An 18,684-nucleotide genomic window follows, 5' to 3' on the forward strand; every position below is an offset into this window, starting at 1 on the left:
AAGTGGACTCGGGGCCCTGGGCAGACGGGACTTTCGACTCCGGACATCGTGGTGGCCGGTCGTCAGGGTTGATGGCATGACTGCACTGATCGGCTCGCCGATGACCGGTTCGGATCTGCTCCGCGAACTCCTGCCCGACTGCGAGCGGGAGGTGGAACGGCACATGAAGCTGACCCGCGACTGGCATCCGCACGACTACGTCCCGTGGGACGACGGACGGAACTTCGCGGCGCTCGGCGGTGTCGACTGGGACCCCGAGCAGTCGTCGTTGTCGGAGACGGCGAAGGCGGCGATGATCACCAATCTGCTCACCGAGGACAACCTGCCGTCGTATCACCGTGTGATCGCCGACAACTTCACCCTCGACGACGCGTGGGGCTTCTGGGTGGGTCGCTGGACGGCGGAGGAGGCGCGGCACTCGATCGTGATGCGCGACTACCTCGTCGTGACCCGCGGCGTCGACCCCGTGGAGCTCGAGACGCTGCGCATGGAGCACATGACCGGCGGCTACAACCCGCTGCCCGACGACGACGGTCAGCGCGACCACAGTTTCGACATGCTGTACGCGGTCGCCTACGTGTCGTTCCAGGAGCTCGCGACCCGGGTGAGCCACAAGAACACCGGCAAGGCGTGCGGCGATCCGATCGCGGACCGCATGCTCCAGCGAGTGGCCGCCGACGAGAACCTGCACATGATCTTCTACCGGAACATCGTGTCGGCGGCGCTCGACGTGGTGCCCGACGAGGCGATGGAGGCGATCTACACGATCGTGTCCAATTTCGCGATGCCCGGATCGACGATGCCGAACTTCCGCCGCAACGCCGTCCTCATCGCGAAGGGCGGAATCTACGACCTGCCCCAGCACATGAACGAGGTGGTGATGCCGGTGCTGCGCAAGTGGCGGATCTTCGACCGCGACGACTTCGGTCCCACGGGGCAGATGTACCGCGAGCGCCTCGCCGACTTCCTCGCCCAGATGGACGTGAAGGTGACGAAGTTCGAGGAGTCCCGCGCTCGCGCCCTCGCCCGAGCCGCACGCTGACCGTCGGCCCGTCGAGCCGGGTCCTTCCCGCCCGTCGAGCGCAGTCGTTCCCGCCCGTCGAGCGCAGTCGAGACGCGGATAGGATCGTCACCCATGGGGCACGCTCATTACCTTGCCGGACTGGACCTTCGAGGTCGGCGCGTCGTCGTCGTCGGAGGCGGAAGCGTAGCGCAGCGCCGGCTGCCGAATCTGCTGGCCGCGGGCGCGGACGTGCACGTGATCGCCGTCGACCCGAGGCCGACCGTCGAATCCGAACCGGCCGTCACGGTGCACCGTCGCGCGTACGCGCCCGGCGACCTCGATGGAGCCTGGTACGTGCTCGCATGCACCGACGACCCGGAGGTGAACGCCGCGATCGTGGAGGAGGCGAGCGCGTCGCGCGTGTTCTGCGTGCGGGCCGACGACGGCGCCGCGGGCACCGCGGTGACGCCCGCGTCGGGTCATCACCGAGATCTGCAGTTCGGAGTCCTCGCGGGCGGTGACCATCGTCGGTCGGCGGCCGCGCGTGCCGCGATCACGGCGGCGTTCGCCGACGGGACGTCGTTGACCGTGGACGATGGAGCCCGCCATGCACCGGGTGTCGCGCTCGTCGGCGGCGGGCCCGGAGCCGCGGACATGATCACCGTGCGTGGCCGCAGGCTCTTGGCGGAGGCCGACGTCGTGGTCGCCGATCGTCTCGCGCCGGTCGCGCTCCTGGACGAGTTGGGTCCGCAGGTCGAGATCGTCGACGCGGCGAAAGTCCCCTACGGACGGGCGATGCGGCAGGAGCAGATCAACGAGATACTCGTCGACCGGGCGAAGGCGGGCAAGTTCGTCGTACGCCTCAAGGGCGGCGACCCGTACGTGTACGGCCGCGGCTTCGAGGAACTGCAGGCCTGCGTCGAGGCCGGTGTCCCGGTCACGGTGGTGCCCGGCGTGGCGAGCCCGATCTCGGCACCGGGGCTGGCCGGGATCCCGGTGACCCATCGCGGGGTGACACACGAGTTCGTCGTCGTCTCCGGTCATGTCGCGCCCGACCATCCGGACTCGCTGACCAACTGGGAGGCGCTGGCGCAGCTGCGCGGGACGATCGTGCTGATGATGGCGGTCAAACGGATCGACGCCTTCGCCACGGCGCTGTTGAGCGGGGGACGGCCGTCCGACACTCCCGTGGCGTTCATCGAGAACGCCTCGCGCCCGGACCAACGGCTCATCCGCACCGATCTGGAGCATGCCGCCGAGGCCGCCCGCGACCATGAGCTGATCGCGCCCGCGATCGCGGTGATCGGGCCGGTGGCCGGCTTCACGGACGCCGACCGCGCGGTGACGCCGTGAACGCTCGCATCGCCGCCTGCGTGTCCGGGGCCCTCCTGCTGGTGGCGGCGATCGCGGCGTGGTTCGTGCACCCGGCGATCACCGCGGTGCTCGTCGGACTGGCGGTGATCGTGATGTCGCTGTGGCAGGCGTACCGGCGACGCGCAGGCATCGAACCGCTTCCGGAATCCGGTTTCACCACGATCGTCGTCCCGCTTGTGTTCGGTGCGCTCGCGGTCACGGCTCTCAACGGCTGGATCTACCGGATCTCCGCAGACGCGGGCTCCGGGTCCGGCGATCTGCGCATGCTGATCGGGCTGATCACGGGCGTCATCGGCATGGCCGCCGCCTACGGCTACGGGCGAATCCGGGCGCAGAAGGCGCAGCTTGCCGCCGTCGACGACGACTGACCACCCGTCGCTTAAGGTGCGGATCGGTGTCGTCGGGTGACATCGATTCGCCCCTGAACCGTGTCAGCCCTCGGTGACGACGGTGATCTCGACGGGCGAGGTCACCTCCACCCGTTGACCGGCGTCGGACAGCACGGCGGCCAGACCGTTGATGTCGCGGACGTTCCGGCGCGTGCGGACGAGTTCGTGTGCGACGAGGCCCTTGTAGTGCTTGTTGAAGTGGCTGACCACTTTGCGCGTGCCGTTCGGGTACTCGGTGACGACTGTGGCGGTGACCGCGCCCGCCACGGGCCCGAGCTTCTGATAGACGCCGGACCGGAGATCGACCACGAAGTCGTCGACCGCGTCGAGAGCGGGGGACAGGACCGGCTTCCAGAGGGAGCCGAGGGTCCCGAATCCGGGGAGCTTGGACCCGCCGGACAGCCGGTACGCGGGAATCATGTCCGCGGCCGACACCACACCGAACAGGGCCGAACCGATCATCAGCCGGTCCGCGGCCTTGGTCTTCGACGCTCGCGTCATGCCGCGATAGTCGAGTGCGTCGTACAGGACGCCGGTGTACCGGGTGATCGCGGTCCGCGTCGGCGATGTGAACAGCTCGGCGTTGCGCGACACTTCGGCGAGGGCGGCGTCGCTCGCGCCGAGACCGAGAGCGGCCCGCGAACCGTCCAGATCGGCCGACAGGTCGACGAGCGCGTCGGCGAGCACACGGCGGACGTCGGTGAGGGCGGGCAGCGACAGCGAGTCGAGGTCGAGTGGGGCCGCCGTCCCGCCGTCCGACTTGGTCTCCGAGGGAGGCAGGATCACGAGCACCCGACAACTCTACTGGCGTGCTTCCCGACTAGGCTGTTCACCGTGATCACGCGCATGTCGACCCTGTTCCTCCGCACCCTCCGCGACGACCCCGCCGACGCCGAGGTTCCGAGCCACAAGCTGCTCGTCCGCGCGGGCTACGTCCGCCGCACCGCGCCGGGCGTCTACTCGTGGTTGCCGCTCGGCCTGCGGGTGTTCCGGCACGTCGAGCAGATCGTCCGCGAGGAGATGGACGCCATGGGGGCACAGGAGATCCTGCTGCCCGCACTCCTGCCGCGCGATCCGTACGAGGCGACCAATCGGTGGACCGAGTACGGCCCCAATCTCTTCCGCCTCAAGGACCGCAAGGGCGCCGAGATGCTCCTCGGACCCACGCACGAGGAGATCTTCACCCAGCTGGTGAAGGGCGAGTACAGCTCGTACAAGGACCTCCCCGTGATCCTGTACCAGGTGCAGACCAAGTACCGCGACGAGGAGCGTCCCCGTGCGGGCATCCTCCGCGGGCGCGAGTTCGTGATGAAGGACTCGTACTCCTTCGACCTCGACGACGCGGGCCTGCAGGCGTCCTACGACAAGCATCGCGCCGCCTACCAGCGCATCTTCGATCGCCTCGGCGTCGACTACGTGATCGTCAAGGCCACGGCCGGGGCGATGGGCGGCAGCCGGTCCGAAGAGTTCCTCGCCGTCTGCGAGGTCGGCGAGGACACGTTCGTCCGCAGTACCGAGTCGGACTACGCCGCCAACGTCGAAGCCGTCACGACGACCGTCCCCGACGCGCTCCCGTTCGACGGGCTGCCCGCCGCCGTCGTCCACGAGACCGGTGACACCCCGACCATCGACACCCTCGTGGACTGGGCGAACGCCTCCCTTCCCCCTCGAGGTGGGAACACGGCGTACACCGCGGCCGACACCCTCAAGAACGTGATGGTGAAGATCCGCAAGCCCGGCGGCGACTGGGAGATCACCGCGGTCGGCGTCCCCGGTGACAGGGAAGTGGACTTCAAGCGTCTCGAGGCGTCCGTGGAGCCCGCCGAGGTGGAACTGCTCGACGACGCCGACTTCGCCGCGAACCCCGCCCTGGTCAAGGGCTACATCGGCCCGAAGGGCGTGCAGGGCGCCGAATTCACCTACCTCGTCGACCCGCGCGTCGTCGACGGCACGTCGTGGATCACCGGTGCAGACGTCAAGGGCAAGCACTACGTGGACCTCGTCGTCGGACGCGATTTCACCCCGGACGGCGTCATCGAGGCCGCATCGGTCCGCGACGGCGATCCGTCGCCCGACGGCAACGGCGTCTTGACCTCGGCCAAGGGCATCGAGATCGGTCACATCTTCCAGCTGGGCCGCAAGTACGCCGACGCCTTCGGTCTCGACGTGCTCGGCGAGAACGGCAAGCCGGTGCGCGTCACGATGGGCTCCTACGGCCTCGGCGTCTCGCGCATGGTCGCAGTGCTCGCCGAGCAGATGCACGACGACAAGGGCCTGCGCTGGCCGCGCGAGGTGGCGCCCTTCGACGTCCACCTCGTCATCGCGAACAAGGACGAGGCTGCGGTGGCCGGCGCGTCCGAACTCGCCGACGCGCTCGACGCGGCCGGACTGTCGGTGCTGCTCGACGACCGCAAGGCGTCGCCCGGAGTCAAGTTCAAGGACTCGGAGCTGCTCGGCATGCCGGTCGTGGTCGTCGTCGGCCGCGGTTGGGCCAACGGCACCGTCGAGATCCGCGACCGCTTCACCGGCGAATCCGTCGAAGCGCCGGTCGACGGCGCCACCGACGCGGTGATCGCCGCGGTGCGCGGCTAGTCCCGCCTAAGGTTCCCCGATTCCATCGATTTCCTCGGCGCGCAGCCGGCGATCGTGCGGATCGGGGAACGTTACGCGCCGGGGAAGGGGACCGTCGTCGGGGTGAGTCCCGTCGACGCCCGCCAGTGCGCGATGCGCAGCGCGCAGTCGGTGAGACCGTCCACGCCGAGCCGTCGGACCGTCGGGTCGTCGGCCTGCTCGACGAGGGCCCGGTACGCGGAGGCGCACGTGTTCTCCGCCAGCAGGAGCGCCTTGGCGGCCGACGGGCCGTCAGTGACGTCGGCGGGCAGCGTGTAGCCCGCGGCCGGGGTGCGTTCGGATCCGCCCGCGGCGACGATCGCGGCGTTGACCGCGTCGCGACGCACCCGGTGCGCCGCGATGTACTCGCCGATGGCGATGCGGTCGTCACCGCCGACGAAGGCGGTGGCGAGGCCGTAGACGAAGATCGCCGTGTTCTCGGTGTCGGCGGCGGTGGTCAGGGCGTCCATCTGGGTCATGCGAGCTGAACCTCCGTGAGAGTGCGGCACGAGGCGGACACGGACGCGAGCAGGCCCGCGCTGAATCCGCTGCCGTCGACGGCGTCCGTCGCGGCGGCCTTCGTCGATGTGGTGACCGCGGTCCGCAGCGCGTCGAGCGTCGTGATGGCCGGGCCCGGATCGTCGATCTGGGCGGCGGACGACGAGTGCAGTCTGTTCACTTCGTCACGCAGCGCCTGCGCATGCTTGCCGCGTTGTTCGGCGAGGACGCCGAGCGCCGCGGTGTATTCGGTGACGCGTGGGGCGAGGGACTGCGCGGCCTTCTGTTGCCGGACCGCGGCCTGCGCGTGCCGGACCAGCAGTTCGGCGAGGGTGCGCTGCTCGTCGACGGTCGGACCGCACGCGGTGACCGCGGCCCCGACGGCGATCACGACCGGTACCGCGGCTGCGCCGCGCAGCACGGCTCGGCGGGATGGAGCGGAAATCGGAGAGTGGGCAGTCACGTTCTCAAATTCTGCCAGTCGCGCGGATGGACTACACTCAGCAGGCCCGGTTTCGGCCCGGCGCCGCACGTACAGTGGGTGCCGACCGTGCCGAAAGGCCCAGGACACGCGAGGTGAGGACACGATGAGCGGCGACAAGACCGAGAAGATCGGAGCCGTCGTCGAACCGGTTCTCACCGCGGCCGGATACGACCTCGAAGAGGTCGCACTCCTCACGCCGCCCGGACGGCGCGACGTGCGGATCGTCGTCGATCGTGACGGCGGAGCAAGCCTCGACGCGCTCGCCGACCTCAGCCGGTCGCTCGACGAGGCGCTCGACGCGGCGAACGTCCTCGGGGAGCAGCCGTACGACCTCGAAGTCACGACTCCGGGCGTCGGGCGACCGCTGACTCTGGAAAGGCACTGGCGACGGTCCGCCGGCCGCAGCGTCAAGATCCAGTACACGGCGGACGGCTCCGATCACGACACCGTGGCCCGCATCGGGCGGATCGCCGACGGAGTGCTCACCCTGGTCAAGGCCGACAAGGGACGCCTGTCCACCGTTCAGGTGCCGCTCGACACGGTGACCCGAGCGGTGGTCGACGTCGACTTCCGGCGTCCAGGCGAGGCCGAGCTGCGCGCGTGCGGACTCGACGACGTGGAGATCGCCCGCCGCCGCGAGCGCGCCGACGACTGACCACGTACGACAACTGAACAGACAACTCAACCCGACAAGCGAATAGGAGTCGCCAATGCATATCGACATCAGTGCGCTGCGCCTGATCGAAGCAGACAAGGGCGTGTCGATCGACACCGTCATCACCGCCATCGAATCGGCGCTGTTGACCGCGTATCGGCACACCGACGGATTCGCGCCGCACGCGCGCATCGACGTCGACCGCAAGAGCGGAGCCGTCCGAGTGATGGCGCAGGAGGTCGACGAGACCGGAGCCGTCGTCCACGAGTGGGACGACACGCCCGAGGGCTTCGGGCGCATCGCCGCGACCACGGCCCGCCAGGTGATCCTGCAGCGTCTGCGCGACGCCGAGAACGAGAAGAACTACGGCGAGCTCGCCGCCCACGAAGGCGAGGTCGTCGGCGGTGTGGTCCAGGCCGACGCCCGCCTCAACGCCAAGGGCATCGTGGTGGTTCAGATCGGATCTGATGCGAACGCCACCGAGGGCATCATCCCGCCTGTCGAGCAGGTCCCGGGTGAGCAGTACAAGCACGGCGACCGGATCAAGTGCTACGTCGTCGGCGTCTCGCGCGGTATGCGCGGCCCGCAGATCACCCTGTCGCGCACCCACCCGAACCTCGTCCGGAAGCTGTTCTCCCTCGAGGTCCCCGAGATCGAGGACGGCTCGGTCGAGATCGTCGCCGTCGCCCGGGAGGCCGGACACCGGTCGAAGATCGCCGTCCACACCGGCGTCAACGGACTGAACGCCAAGGGCGCCTGCATCGGACCGATGGGTCAGCGCGTCCGCAACGTGATGAGCGAGCTGTCGGGTGAGAAGATCGACATCATCGACTTCGCGACCGATCCGGCCGTCTTCGTCGGCAACGCGCTGTCGCCCGCGAAGGTGCTGTCGGTGACCGTCGTCGACGCCGAGACGAACGCCGCGCGCGTGATCGTGCCCGACTACCAGCTGTCTCTCGCGATCGGCAAGGAAGGCCAGAACGCGCGTCTCGCCGCGCGTCTGACCGGCTGGCGCATCGACATCCGCTCCGACACCGGCGACGGCGGACCCCGCCAGACTGAGGGCGACGTCACACCCGGCGCGGCGGACGACAATGCGGTGACGCCGAACGCCTCCGATGAGCTAGACTGACCTGTGGCTCCTCGAACGTCGACCGTGCCGGTTCGGACGTGCATCGGATGCCGTCGTCGCGACAACGCTCCAGACCTGGTGCGGGTGGTCGCGCGGCGCGCGGACGATCAGCCGAGCAGCGTGGTGGTCGACACCGCGGGGAGCATGCCGGGACGTGGCGCCTGGCTGCATCGCGACCCCGACTGTGTGTCGGCCGCGCTGCGGCGACGCGCCTTCGGGCCGGCGCTACGGGACCGCGGTCTCACCGTGACCCAGCAGGACCTCGCCGATCTGATCGGCGAGATCACGCCAGAAGATCCCGCAGGGGATCAGGACAGGTAGCAGAGAACCATGAGCACACCGTGAAGTCTCCACGATGAGCACGTTGCACGATTAAACCGAGGTCGTAGCGGGAAGCCCGCTCGACCTCCAAGTGAGGAGAGCAGTGGCAGGCAAGGCCCGCGTTCACGAACTGGCCAAAGAGATCGGCGTCACCAGCAAGGCAGTGCTGGAGCGTCTGAAGGAGCAGGGCGAGTTCGTCAAGTCCGCGTCGTCGACCGTTGAGGCCCCCGTGGCCCGTCGACTCCGCGAATCATTCTCCGGCGGTTCCGCCGGAGGCGACGCCCCCAAGGCGTCCCCCAAGCCCTCGGCGGCCAAGCCGGGAGCAGCGAAGCCCGGCGCACCGAAGCCGGGCGTCCCCGGTCCGAAGCCCGGAGCACCCAAGCCGACCCCGGCAGCAGCGGCGACCCCCGCCCCCGCTCCGGCCCCGGCGGCTCCCGCGCCGCGTCCGGCAGCGCCCGGACCTCGTCCGGGCCCCGCCCCGACCCCCGCGCCCAAGCCCGCGACTCCGCAGGCCCCCGCGGCCGCGGCGCAGGCGCCCGCGGCTCCGGGACCGAAGCCCGCCGGACCCCGCCCGGGTCCCCGGCCCGGTCCGCGCGCCCCGCGCGTCGGCAACAATCCGTTCTCGTCGGCCCCGTCGCCCGCACCCCGTCCCCAGGGCGGACCCCGCCCGGGTCCGGGCCAGGCCGGACCTCGTCCGGGTGGCGGACGTCCCGGCGCCGCGGGTGGACGTCCTGCGGCAGGTCAGGGCGGTCCCCGTCCGCCGGCAGGCGCAGGCGGCCCTCGTCCCAACCCCGGCAACATGCCTCCTCGTCCGTCGCCCGGCGCAATGCCGCAGCGTGCGGCACGTCCTGACGCTCGGCCCGGCGGCCGTGGCGGTCCGGGCGGACGCGCGGGCGGCGGTGGCGGCGGCTACCGCGGCGGAGCAGGCGGCGGCGGAGGCGCTCCGGGCGCCGGTGGCGCACCCGCGGGCGGCTTCCGCGGTCGTCCCGGCGGCGGTGGCGGCGGCGGTCGTGGACGCGGCGGCGCAGCAGGCGCCTTCGGTCGTCCCGGCGGCGCACCTCGTCGTGGACGCAAGTCGAAGCGTCAGAAGCGGCAAGAGTACGACTCGATGCGCGCACCCGAGGTCGGCGGCGTCCGGTTGCCGCACGGCAACGGCGACGTCATCCGCCTCGCTCGCGGCGCGTCGCTGTCCGACTTCGCCGAGAAGATCAACGCCAATCCGGCGTCGCTGGTCCAGGCCCTGTTCAACCTCGGCGAGATGGTCACGGCCACCGAGTCGGTGAACGACGAGACGCTGGAGCTGCTCGGCGGCGAGATGAACTACGTCGTCCAGGTCGTCAGCCCGGAGGACGAGGACCGCGAACTCCTCGAGAAGTTCGACCTCACCTACGGCGAGGACGAAGGCGGCGAGGACGATCTGCAGCACCGTCCGCCGGTGGTCACCGTCATGGGTCACGTCGACCACGGCAAGACGCGACTGCTCGACTCGATCCGCAAGGCGAACGTCGGTGCGGCCGAGGCCGGCGGCATCACGCAGCACATCGGCGCGTACCAGGTGAACACTCACCTGAACGACGAGGATCGTCTGATCACGTTCATCGACACCCCCGGTCACGAGGCGTTCACCGCCATGCGTGCCCGTGGTGCGAAGGCCACCGACATCGCGATCCTCGTGGTCGCGGCCGACGACGGCGTCATGCCGCAGACGGTGGAGGCCGTGAACCACGCGCAGGCGGCCGACGTGCCGATCGTGGTCGCTGTCAACAAGATCGACAAGGAAGGCGCCGACCCGCAGAAGATCCGCGGTCAGCTCACCGAGTACGGCCTCGTGCCCGAGGAGTACGGCGGCGAGACCATGTTCGTCGACATCTCGGCCAAGCAGGGCGAGAACATCGACGCGCTGCTCGAAGCCGTCCTGCTGACGGCGGACGCCTCGCTCGATCTGCGTGCCAACCCGGACATGGACGCACAGGGTGTCGCCATCGAAGCGCACCTGGACCGCGGTCGCGGCCCGGTCGCCACGGTGCTCATCCAGCGCGGCACGCTCCGCGTCGGCGACTCGGTCGTCGCGGGCGACGCCTACGGACGTGTCCGTCGCATGGTCGACGAGCACGGCGACGACGTCGACGAGGCGTACCCGTCGCGTCCGGTCCAGGTCATCGGCTTCACGTCGGTGCCGGGAGCGGGCGACAACGTCCTCGTCGTCGAAGAGGACCGCATCGCACGCCAGATCGCCGACCGCCGTGCGGCCCGCAAGCGCAACGCGCTCGCGGCCCGCAGCCGCAAGCGCATCAGCCTGGAAGACCTGGACTCGGCTCTCAAGGAGACCAGCCAGCTCAACCTGATCCTGAAGGGCGACAACTCGGGTACCGTCGAGGCCCTCGAAGAGGCGCTCCTCGGCATCGAGATCGACGACGAGGTGTCGCTGCGCGTCATCGACCGCGGCGTCGGCGGTGTCACCGAGACCAACGTCAACCTGGCGGCGGCCTCGGACGCGATCATCATCGGCTTCAACGTCCGTGCCGAAGGCAAGGCGACGGAGCTGGCGAACCGCGAGGGCGTCGAGATCCGCTACTACTCGATCATCTACAAGGCGATCGACGAGATCGAAGCGGCGCTCAAGGGCATGCTCAAGCCGATCTACGAAGAGGTCGAACTCGGCCGCACCGAGATCCGCGCGATCTTCAAGTCGTCCAAGGTCGGCAACATCGCAGGCTGCATGGTTCAGTCGGGCATCGTCCGTCGCAACGCGAAGGCACGCCTTCTCCGCGACAACAATGTCGTGGCCGAGAACCTAACGGTGAGCTCGCTCAAGCGTGAGAAGGACGATGTGACCGAGGTCCGCGAAGGCTTCGAATGCGGTCTGACGCTGACCTACAGCGACATCAAGGTCGGCGACATCATCGAGACGTACGAGATGGTGGAGAAGGCGCGCGACTGATGGTCGATCATGCACGAGCCGCACGGCTCGCCAAGCGGATCACCACCATCGTGGCGTCCGCCATCGGCACGGAGATCAAGGATCCCCGGCTGGCACACGTGACGATCACGGACTGCCGGGTCACCGGCGATCTGCACGACGCCACGGTGTTCTACACGGTGATGGGAGCCGCGGTCGACGCCGAGCCCGACATCGCCGAGGCACAGGCCGGTCTGGCCGCGGCCACCGGCTCCCTGCGCTCCATGGTGGGCGCGGGGACCGGTGTCCGGTTCACGCCGACGCTGCGGTTCGAGCTCGACACGGTGCCGGACGCGACCCGGGCGATGGACGAACTGCTCGCCAGGGCCCGCGCCCAGGACGAGTCGGTCGCCCGTGTCGCGCGCGACGCGAGCCCGGCGGGTGACAGCGATCCGTACCGGCACGACGAAGACTCGTCGTCTGGGGAGTCGTGAACCGGGCGTCGCCCGGCGCGGTGGCGTCCGCACTGCGGGATGCGGAGTCGGTCGTGATCATCAGTCACGTCCGGCCCGATCCCGACACCATCGGCAGTGCTCTCGGCCTCGGTTTGGGACTCGCATCGCTCGGCATCGCCGTGCGCTGCGGGTTCTCCGGACCGGAGGACTTGCCGGGGACTCTTCGTGAGCTCCCTGGCGTCGGCCTGCTCGCACCGTTGACCGCGCCGCGCCCCGGCGAGGTCGCGGTCGCGGTCGACGCGGCGACGGCCAGTCGTCTCGGCGACTACGAGCAGGTCTTCACGGCGGCCGACACCACCGTGTGCATCGACCATCACGTGTCGAACCCCGGTTTCGGCGACCTCGACTTCATCGACGCCGAGTCGGACTGCACCGCGGTGCTGGTCCTGCAGGTCCTCGACGAACTGGGCGTCGAACTCACCGCCGACATCGCGACCTGCCTGTACGCGGGTCTGGTGACGGACACCGGCTCGTTCAAATGGGCCCGACCGGCGTCGTTCCAGGTCGCGGCCCGCTTGCTCGAGGCCGGCGTCGACGGCGGCAAGTGGAGTCGAGTGCTGCTCGACTCGCACCCGTACGCGTGGCTGCAGATGGTCTCGCAGGTGCTCGGATCGTCGGAGCTCGACGAGTCGGCCTGCGGAGGCCGCGGGTTGGTGTTCGCGTGCGTCGGTGCCGACCAGATGGCCGACATGAACTGGGACGAGTCGGAGAGCGTCATCGACATCGTGCGGACAGCGCGCGAGGCCGAGGTCGCCGCCGTGTTCAAGGAGGCGGCACCCGGTTCGTGGACGGTGTCCCTGCGCAGCAAGGGCGAGGTCGACCTGGTTCCGATCGCCCGCGCCCTCGGCGGCGGGGGTCACACCCGCGCGTCGGGCTACTCCGACACCGGTACGGCCGACGAGGTCGTCGCCCGGCTGCGCGCTCAGCTGTAGTCGCCGATGCTGCGTCTGGCCGCGTCGGCGCTCGTCGTGCTGGTGGCGCCGCCGCTCTACCTCATGCTCGACCTCGCCGTCGTCGGACGGCTCGGCGCCCATGAGCTGGCGGCGCTCGCCGTGGCGACGCTCGTCCTCGCGGTGGTCTCCACCCAGTTGACGTTCCTCTCGTACGGGACCACGGCCCGGTCGGCGCGCGCATTCGGTGCGGGCGATCGTGACCGTGCCGTCGACGAGGGGGTCCAGGCGACGTGGATAGCCCTCGGCGTCGGGGCGGTGATCGTCGCCGCGACGTGGTTCGCGGCGCCCTGGGTGACCGGTGCGCTTGTGCCCGATGACGTCGTCGCGGCGGATGCGGCCCGGTGGCTGCGGATCGCGGTGTTCGGCGTTCCGTTGATCCTCGTGTCGATGGCGGGCAACGGCTGGATGCGCGGTGTCCAGGAGACGCGCAGGCCGGTGATCTACGTCGTCGTAGGCCTGTCGGTCGGGGCCGTCCTGTGCGTCGGGCTCGTCCACGGCGTCGCGGGCATGCCGCGTCTCGGCCTGGAGGGCAGCGCGGTCGCGAACGTCGTCGGCGAGTCCATCACCGGCGCGCTGTTCGGTCTGCGGCTGGTCCGTGAGGCCGCGGGCAGACTCGCGCCCGTCGGTCCGGTGATCGGGGCCCAACTGCGGATGGGCCGGGACCTCATAGTCCGGAGCCTGTCGTTCCAGATCTGTTTCGTGTCCGCCGCCGCCGTCGCCGCCCGGTTCGGCGTCGCCCAGGTCGCCGCGCACCAGGTGGTGCTGCAGTTGTGGGAGTTCACATCGCTCCTGCTCGACTCGCTCGCCATCGCGGCCCAGCAGCTCGTCGGGGCCGCCCTCGGTGCGAAGCTGTTCGACGATGCGCGGCGTACGTCCGCCCACGTCACGAAGGTGTCGGCGGCCGTGTCCGTCGTCGTCGCGATCGTGCTGGCAGCCGGGGCAGGCGTGCTGCCGCGGATCTTCACCTCGGATCGGGGCGTGCTCGACGCGATCGTCGTCCCGTGGTGGTTCTTCGTCGTCATGCTGCCGATCGCCGGTGTCGTGTTCGCACTCGACGGCGTCCTTCTCGGCAGCGGTGACGCGGCCTTCCTCCGCACGGCGACGCTCGCGGGCGCGCTCGGCGCGTTCCTGCCGATGATCTGGCTGTCGTACGCCTTCGACTGGGGACTCGCGGGCATCTGGACGGGCCTGCTGCTGTTCATGGTCGCCCGGCTCGGCGCCGTCGTCTGGCGTGTCCGCTCGGGCGCCTGGTTGCGCTGATCCCGTGATACGGGGCCTCGGTTCTCGACGCGACGCGTTCAACCGTCACCGCTCAGAGCGAGCAGACAGTAGGTCGGTGAACGCGGTTATTGAACGAACGTATCGCTGGACCGGAGTCGCGGCGCGCGATACTCTCATGAACATGTTCAGTGAACGTGTTCATTCCACGAGGGCGGAGCGGAAGTCCGCGACTCGGGAAAGAGTCATCGCCTCGGCTCAGAGGCTGTTCGTCGAGCAGGGATTCGGTGTCACGACGATTCGCCAGATCGCGGCAGACGCGGGCGTCAGCGTCGGGACGGTGATGGGCGTGGGGGACAAGAACTCTCTGCTGCTCGCCGCATTCGACGGGTGGATCGGCGCCGTGCACCGGGGTCGGGGAGAAGTGTCGCCCGGTCGTGATCCGGTCACCCGGATCGGCGACGTCGTCCAACCGTTCCTCGACATCTTCGACGCCGATCTCGACCTGGCGCGCGAGTACGGTGCGGTCCTCGCACGGGGATCGGCGTCGACCGAGGTGTTCGGCGCCCTCGCCGCCGCGCTGCAGAACGACTTCGCGACGGTGTTCGCCGACGCAGGCCTCGGACCGGATGCCGAGCCTGCCGCGCGTGCGGTCTACCTGGCCTATCTCGGTCTGGTGATGACATCGGCGGTCGTCGAGAGCGACGCCGCAGCGATCCGCGCGGACCTCGAGGCAGTCGCCGCGGTGCTGCTCCGCTCGCCCGCCGTCCATTCCCTACCCGAGGAGTCCTGATGTTCTCGACACCCGATCCCGTCTGGCCGGTGCTCGTGCTCGCCGTCGTCGTCGGCGGCGACGCACTCATGTCGATCCGGCCGCCGCGGTTCGTCCGAGACTGCTATGCGGGCGTCGGCTTTCCGCTCGAATGGGGATGGGCGTTGGTCTACATCAAACTGCTCGCGACCGCGGGCCTGATCGTCGGCGTCTGGCACGACGGAGTCGGTGTCGCCGCGACCGCAGGCGTGGTCGCCTACTTCATCGCGGCCGCGATCGCCCACCTGCGCGCGGGGTTCGTCGGCGTGACGTTCTGGGTGAACTGCCTAGGCATGCTCGCCGCGTCCGTCGGTGTGCTCGGATGGTCGTTCCTCTGGTGACTCGATCGCAGTCGCGGAAGGCGAGGGCCGTCACGCCAGCCAGGTGATCCGAACGCTCACGTCGAGGTCGGACGCCGCCGTGCCGGTGTAGATGCCGTTGAACGGCGGTACGTCGGCGTAGTCGCGACCCACGCCGACGCTGATGTGGCGGTCGGTGATGAGGATGTCGTTGGTCGGGTCCACCCCCCACCAGCCGCCGGTCCAGACGTCGACCCAGGCGTGACTCTCGCCGTCGACGGCGTCGCCGATGCCCGCATCGGGCCGCGGATGCAGATAGCCGGACACGTAGCGCGCCGGGATCCCGAGACTGCGGACCATCGCGAGCGTGATGTGGGCGAAGTCCTGACACACGCCGCTGCGGCGGCGCCAGGCGTCCGGCGCCGCGGTGGTCACCTCGGTGGTGCCGGGTTCGTAGGTCATCTCCCGATGGACGCGGGAGGCGATGGCGGTCACGGCGTCCGCGGGGCGGAGATCGCCCGCGACATCGGCGGCGAACGCCGCCAGCGACCGCCGATGCGGCACGTAGGCGGTCGGCGTCAACATCTCGTCGAACTCGTCGAGGACGTCGTCGCCGGCGAGTCGCTCCCAGGTGGCCGACAGCGCCTCGTCCGACCGGTTCTCGGCGTCGGTCTCGACGACGGCGGAACTGACGACCTCCAGCCGGTCGTGCGGTGAGTGCAGGTCGAACGCCGACACCGTGGTGCCCCAGTAGTCGGTGTACCGGAACAGCCTGGCGGGCGGCGACACGTCGACGTGTTCGGCGACGACGTTCTGCCTGGCGTCGCTGTGCGGTGTCAGCCGGGCCTCGTTGAACGACGACGTCGCGGGGCCCGCATAGGTGTAGCCGGTGGTGTGGACCACGCGGAGTCGGCGCGCCATCACTGCTCCTCGGTGTCGGCGCCCGCAGGCGGCGTCGTGTCGGTCCACGTGACATACGGCGAGACGTGGAAGTGGCTCTCGGCGATGGCGTCGTTCACGGCGAGGCAAGTGGCCTGCACGTCGGCGAGGTGCTCGGCGAGGTTGTCGCCGAGGGTCTCCGGGTCGACGAACTCCAATGCGCTGCGCGTGCGGCCGAGCAGGGTCATCGCGTCCGAGCGTCCACCCGCGCGGTCGGGGCTGCGGTCCAGGGCCGCCAGGTGCTGCTCGGCGACGGTGAGCGAATGGAACACCGAACGAGGGAACAGCCTGTCGAGAAGCATGAACCGCACCACGTGCTCGGCGTCGACGGTCCCTCGGTTGGCTCGCACGTAGGTGTCCTGTGCGCCCGCGGAGATCAGCACGCTCATCCACGACGGGGAACTCGTCCTGTCTCCGGACCTGGAGTGGAGCATCCGGACGATCATGTCGATCCGTTCGAGGGATCGGCCGAGAAGCAGATAGTGGTATCCGGTGTCGTGACTGAGCGTGGAGTCGGTGAGGCCGGCGAACATCGCGGCCCTGGCCTTCACGTAGGAGAAGTAGTCGTGCGGGCCGAGGCGGCGGGCGCGACGTTCGGCGTTGGGCAGTTCGTTGTGGGTGGCGTTGAGGCATTCCCACATCTCGCTGGAGATCACCTCTCGCGCGCCGCGGGCGTTCTCGCGGGCCGACTCGATGAGGCCGACGATCGACGCCGTCGACGACGTGTCGTACGCCGCGGCGTCGGCCAGCGTCCACACGGTGTGGCTCACGTCGTCGGCGGTGGGGAAGCCGAGCACGCCGAGGACCTGTCTGGCGGTGCGGTCGGGATCGACGGTCGGGTCCTCGAGGAGTTGGTGGACGGCGACGTCGAGGATGCGGGCCATGTCGTCGGCGCGTTCGGTGTAGCGGCCGATCCAGTACAGCGAGTCGGCGTTGCGGGCGAGCATCGTCACGGCTCCTCTCCGCGGTCGGCAGCGGACTGTTGCTGCTGCTGTTGTTGCTGGTCGACGGGCTCTTTCCGGATCTCCTGCGCGGGTGACGCGAGGTCGGGGATGTCGGCGACGATCCGGTCGGGCGACAGCTCGCGCTCCTCGCTCGACGTCCGCGTCGCGAGCACCCATGTGTCCTTCGATCCGCCGCCCTGCGACGAGTTGACCACCAGGGAGCCCTCGGTCAGGGCCACGCGGGTGAGGCCGCCGGGGAGCACCCATACCTTCTCTCCGTCGTTGACGGCGAACGGTCGCAGGTCCACATGGCGGGGCCGCACCTCGTCGCCGATGAGCGTCGGATTCGTCGACAGGGCGATCACCGGCTGCGCGATCCACCCGCGCGGGTTGGCGCGGATCTTGGTGACGAGGGCGTCGAGTTCGGCGCGCGTCGATTCCGGCCCGAACACGATGCCGTATCCGCCGCTGCCCTCGACGGGTTTGACGACGAGCTCGTCGATCCGCGAGATCGCCTCCTCCCGCTCGTCGGGCAGCCAGCAGCGCAGCGTCTCCACATTCTCGATGCCCGGCTCCTCGCCGAGGTAGTAGCGGATGATCTCGGGGACGTACGTGTAGACGAGTTTGTCGTCGGCCACACCGTTGCCGATGGCGCTGGAGATCACCACGTTCCCGGCGCGCGCGGCGTTGACCAGTCCCGCGACCCCGAGCATGGAGTCGGGTCGGAACTGCATCGGATCGAGGTATTCGTCGTCGATGCGTCGGTACACGACGTCCACCCGCTGCTTGCCGTCGGTCGTCCGCATGTAGACGACGTTGTCCTGACAGAACAGGTCGCGGCCCTCGACGAGTTCCACACCCATCTGTCGGGCCAGGAGGGAGTGCTCGAAGTAGGCGGAGTTGGCGACGCCGGGGGTCAGGACGACCACCGTCGGGTCGCCGATGCCGCCCGCGACCGACGCCTGCAGCGCGGCGAGGAGGTGGCGAGGGTAGTCGCGCACCGCGCGCACCCGGTGGGCGAGGAACAGGTCGGGGAAGATGCGGGCCATCGTCCGGCGGTTCTCCATCACGTACGAGACGCCGGACGGGGAGCGCACGTTGTCTTCGAGGACGCGGAACTCGCCGTCGCCGTCGCGGATCAGATCGATGCCCGCGACGTGGATGCGGACCCCGTTGGGCGGCCGGATGCCCGCGGCCTGGCGGTGGAAGTGCTCGCACGAGTTGATCAGACGTCGCGGAATCACACCGTCGGCGAGGATCGCCTGTTCGCCGTACACGTCGTCGAGGAACATCTCGAGGGCCCGCACCCGCTGCGAGATGCCCGCTTCGAGCCTGGTCCACTCCGATGCGCCGATGACGCGCGGCACCGGGTCGAGCGGGAACGGCCGTTCCTTGCCGGAGAGGGAGAACGTGACGCCCTGGTCGATGAAGGCTCGTCCGAGGGCGTCGAGGCGGGCGTTCAGGTCGTCGGGGCTGATGAGGTCGATCGCCGCCGCGATGCCTCGATACGGCGGCCGGACCGTGCCGTCCGGCCGGAACATCTCGTCGACCGCCGACTGCTCGAACCCGGCGCTGTAGAAGTCGAAGGTCGGGGACGCCGCGCCCTGCTGGTCTCCGGAGGTCGGTGTGACGGGGCTCAT

The 18,684-nt window shown here is 69.7% G+C and carries 19 protein-coding genes; 13 read left to right on the forward strand and 6 right to left on the reverse strand.

Annotated elements, in window-relative coordinates; translation table 11 throughout:
* Positions 1 to 76 precede the first annotated feature (76 nt).
* From GYB83_RS14630 to GYB83_RS14640, 3 genes are all read left to right on the forward strand, one after another.
* Positions 77 to 1,042 (forward strand): acyl-ACP desaturase, encoded by a 966-nt coding sequence (locus GYB83_RS14630; RefSeq protein ID WP_161896167.1) that lies wholly within the window; start codon positions 77 to 79, stop codon positions 1,040 to 1,042.
* A gap of 93 nt (positions 1,043 to 1,135) precedes the next feature.
* Positions 1,136 to 2,356, forward strand: a complete 1,221-nt coding sequence (gene cobA / locus GYB83_RS14635) for a uroporphyrinogen-III C-methyltransferase (protein WP_161896168.1) — start codon at positions 1,136 to 1,138, stop codon at positions 2,354 to 2,356.
* Positions 2,353 to 2,745 carry a hypothetical protein gene (locus tag GYB83_RS14640; protein WP_161896169.1) on the forward strand — a complete coding sequence of 131 codons (393 nt, stop codon included), beginning with the start codon at positions 2,353 to 2,355 and terminating at the stop codon, positions 2,743 to 2,745. The genes cobA and GYB83_RS14640 overlap by 4 nt, the downstream gene beginning before the upstream one ends.
* Before the next feature lie 63 nt (positions 2,746 to 2,808).
* Here the strand turns inward: GYB83_RS14640 and GYB83_RS14645 are convergent, their stop codons facing one another.
* Positions 2,809 to 3,558 carry a YaaA family protein gene (locus tag GYB83_RS14645; RefSeq protein WP_161896170.1) on the reverse strand — a complete coding sequence of 250 codons (750 nt, stop codon included), beginning with the start codon at positions 3,556 to 3,558 and terminating at the stop codon, positions 2,809 to 2,811.
* 54 nt (positions 3,559 to 3,612) lie between these two features.
* Here GYB83_RS14645 and GYB83_RS14650 point away from each other — a divergent pair, with 54 nt between their 5' ends.
* Positions 3,613 to 5,358, forward strand: a complete 1,746-nt coding sequence (locus GYB83_RS14650; protein ID WP_161897522.1) for a proline--tRNA ligase — start codon at positions 3,613 to 3,615, stop codon at positions 5,356 to 5,358.
* A gap of 71 nt (positions 5,359 to 5,429) precedes the next feature.
* On the opposite strand, the gene GYB83_RS14655 is transcribed toward GYB83_RS14650, so the two are convergent.
* Together GYB83_RS14655 and GYB83_RS14660 are read right to left on the reverse strand one after the other, a co-directional pair.
* The gene (locus tag GYB83_RS14655) at positions 5,430 to 5,855 is read right to left on the reverse strand and encodes a ferritin-like domain-containing protein (protein ID WP_161896171.1); all 426 of its coding nucleotides are present in this window, start codon (positions 5,853 to 5,855) and stop codon (positions 5,430 to 5,432) included.
* Positions 5,852 to 6,295 (reverse strand): hypothetical protein, encoded by a 444-nt coding sequence (locus GYB83_RS14660; protein WP_161896172.1) that lies wholly within the window; start codon positions 6,293 to 6,295, stop codon positions 5,852 to 5,854. The genes GYB83_RS14655 and GYB83_RS14660 overlap by 4 nt, the downstream gene beginning before the upstream one ends.
* 166 nt (positions 6,296 to 6,461) lie before the next feature.
* On the opposite strand from GYB83_RS14660, the gene rimP reads away from it, so the two are divergent.
* From rimP to GYB83_RS14705, 9 genes are all read left to right on the forward strand, one after another.
* Positions 6,462 to 7,013, forward strand: coding sequence for a ribosome maturation factor RimP (gene rimP, locus GYB83_RS14665; protein ID WP_161896173.1), 552 nt, complete (start codon positions 6,462 to 6,464; stop codon positions 7,011 to 7,013).
* Positions 7,014 to 7,068: 55 nt separating this feature from the next.
* On the forward strand, positions 7,069 to 8,145 hold the full coding sequence (nusA, locus tag GYB83_RS14670) for a transcription termination factor NusA (protein ID WP_161896174.1): 1,077 nt from the start codon (positions 7,069 to 7,071) through the stop codon (positions 8,143 to 8,145).
* A 3-nt stretch (positions 8,146 to 8,148) separates the two neighbouring features.
* On the forward strand, positions 8,149 to 8,466 hold the full coding sequence (locus GYB83_RS14675; RefSeq protein WP_161896175.1) for a YlxR family protein: 318 nt from the start codon (positions 8,149 to 8,151) through the stop codon (positions 8,464 to 8,466).
* Positions 8,467 to 8,569: 103 nt separating this feature from the next.
* The gene (gene infB, locus GYB83_RS14680) at positions 8,570 to 11,407 is read left to right on the forward strand and encodes a translation initiation factor IF-2 (protein ID WP_161896176.1); all 2,838 of its coding nucleotides are present in this window, start codon (positions 8,570 to 8,572) and stop codon (positions 11,405 to 11,407) included.
* Positions 11,407 to 11,859 carry a 30S ribosome-binding factor RbfA gene (gene rbfA, locus GYB83_RS14685; RefSeq protein ID WP_161896177.1) on the forward strand — a complete coding sequence of 151 codons (453 nt, stop codon included), beginning with the start codon at positions 11,407 to 11,409 and terminating at the stop codon, positions 11,857 to 11,859. The genes infB and rbfA overlap by 1 nt, the downstream gene beginning before the upstream one ends.
* Complete coding sequence (locus GYB83_RS14690; RefSeq protein WP_161896178.1) at positions 11,856 to 12,812, forward strand: DHH family phosphoesterase; 957 nt, start codon at positions 11,856 to 11,858, stop codon at positions 12,810 to 12,812. Before rbfA ends, GYB83_RS14690 begins: the two co-directional genes overlap by 4 nt.
* A 6-nt stretch (positions 12,813 to 12,818) precedes the next feature.
* Complete coding sequence (locus GYB83_RS14695) at positions 12,819 to 14,093, forward strand: MATE family efflux transporter (protein ID WP_161896179.1); 1,275 nt, start codon at positions 12,819 to 12,821, stop codon at positions 14,091 to 14,093.
* Between the two features lie 142 nt (positions 14,094 to 14,235).
* On the forward strand, positions 14,236 to 14,844 hold the full coding sequence (locus tag GYB83_RS14700) for a TetR/AcrR family transcriptional regulator (RefSeq protein ID WP_161896180.1): 609 nt from the start codon (positions 14,236 to 14,238) through the stop codon (positions 14,842 to 14,844).
* Positions 14,844 to 15,203: a DoxX family protein gene (locus tag GYB83_RS14705; protein ID WP_161896181.1), complete on the forward strand. Its 360-nt coding sequence runs from the start codon at positions 14,844 to 14,846 to the stop codon at positions 15,201 to 15,203. The genes GYB83_RS14700 and GYB83_RS14705 overlap by 1 nt, the downstream gene beginning before the upstream one ends.
* A gap of 30 nt (positions 15,204 to 15,233) precedes the next feature.
* Here the strand turns inward: GYB83_RS14705 and GYB83_RS14710 are convergent, their stop codons facing one another.
* From GYB83_RS14710 to GYB83_RS14720, 3 genes are read right to left on the reverse strand one after another with little or no spacing between them, the layout of a single operon-like run.
* Positions 15,234 to 16,082 carry a transglutaminase family protein gene (locus GYB83_RS14710; RefSeq protein WP_161896182.1) on the reverse strand — a complete coding sequence of 283 codons (849 nt, stop codon included), beginning with the start codon at positions 16,080 to 16,082 and terminating at the stop codon, positions 15,234 to 15,236.
* Positions 16,082 to 17,047, reverse strand: a complete 966-nt coding sequence (locus GYB83_RS14715) for an alpha-E domain-containing protein (protein ID WP_161897523.1) — start codon at positions 17,045 to 17,047, stop codon at positions 16,082 to 16,084. The genes GYB83_RS14710 and GYB83_RS14715 overlap by 1 nt, the downstream gene beginning before the upstream one ends.
* 2 nt (positions 17,048 to 17,049) lie before the next feature.
* A complete protein-coding gene (locus GYB83_RS14720) occupies positions 17,050 to 18,684 on the reverse strand; it encodes a circularly permuted type 2 ATP-grasp protein (protein WP_161896183.1) in 1,635 nt (544 codons plus the stop codon).

Source organism: Gordonia spumicola (genome assembly GCF_009932475.1).
GTDB classification, from domain to species: domain Bacteria; phylum Actinomycetota; class Actinomycetes; order Mycobacteriales; family Mycobacteriaceae; genus Gordonia; species Gordonia spumicola.

Excerpts from the sequence above, each read along its gene's own strand:
- GYB83_RS14710 (WP_161896182.1), bottom strand. The coding sequence starts at position 16,082 with ATGGCGCGCCGACTCCGCGTGGTCCACACCACCGGCTACACCTATGCG.
- GYB83_RS14700 (WP_161896180.1), top strand. The coding sequence starts at position 14,236 with ATGTTCAGTGAACGTGTTCATTCCACGAGGGCGGAGCGGAAGTCCGCG.
- rbfA (WP_161896177.1), top strand. The coding sequence starts at position 11,407 with ATGGTCGATCATGCACGAGCCGCACGGCTCGCCAAGCGGATCACCACC.
- GYB83_RS14650 (WP_161897522.1), top strand. The coding sequence starts at position 3,613 with ATGTCGACCCTGTTCCTCCGCACCCTCCGCGACGACCCCGCCGACGCC.
- GYB83_RS14705 (WP_161896181.1), top strand. The coding sequence starts at position 14,844 with ATGTTCTCGACACCCGATCCCGTCTGGCCGGTGCTCGTGCTCGCCGTC.
- GYB83_RS14715 (WP_161897523.1), bottom strand. The coding sequence starts at position 17,047 with ATGCTCGCCCGCAACGCCGACTCGCTGTACTGGATCGGCCGCTACACC.
- GYB83_RS14655 (WP_161896171.1), bottom strand. The coding sequence starts at position 5,855 with ATGACCCAGATGGACGCCCTGACCACCGCCGCCGACACCGAGAACACG.
- GYB83_RS14720 (WP_161896183.1), bottom strand. The coding sequence starts at position 18,684 with ATGAGCCCCGTCACACCGACCTCCGGAGACCAGCAGGGCGCGGCGTCC.
- rimP (WP_161896173.1), top strand. The coding sequence starts at position 6,462 with ATGAGCGGCGACAAGACCGAGAAGATCGGAGCCGTCGTCGAACCGGTT.
- cobA (WP_161896168.1), top strand. The coding sequence starts at position 1,136 with ATGGGGCACGCTCATTACCTTGCCGGACTGGACCTTCGAGGTCGGCGC.
- nusA (WP_161896174.1), top strand. The coding sequence starts at position 7,069 with ATGCATATCGACATCAGTGCGCTGCGCCTGATCGAAGCAGACAAGGGC.
- GYB83_RS14695 (WP_161896179.1), top strand. The coding sequence starts at position 12,819 with ATGCTGCGTCTGGCCGCGTCGGCGCTCGTCGTGCTGGTGGCGCCGCCG.
- GYB83_RS14630 (WP_161896167.1), top strand. The coding sequence starts at position 77 with ATGACTGCACTGATCGGCTCGCCGATGACCGGTTCGGATCTGCTCCGC.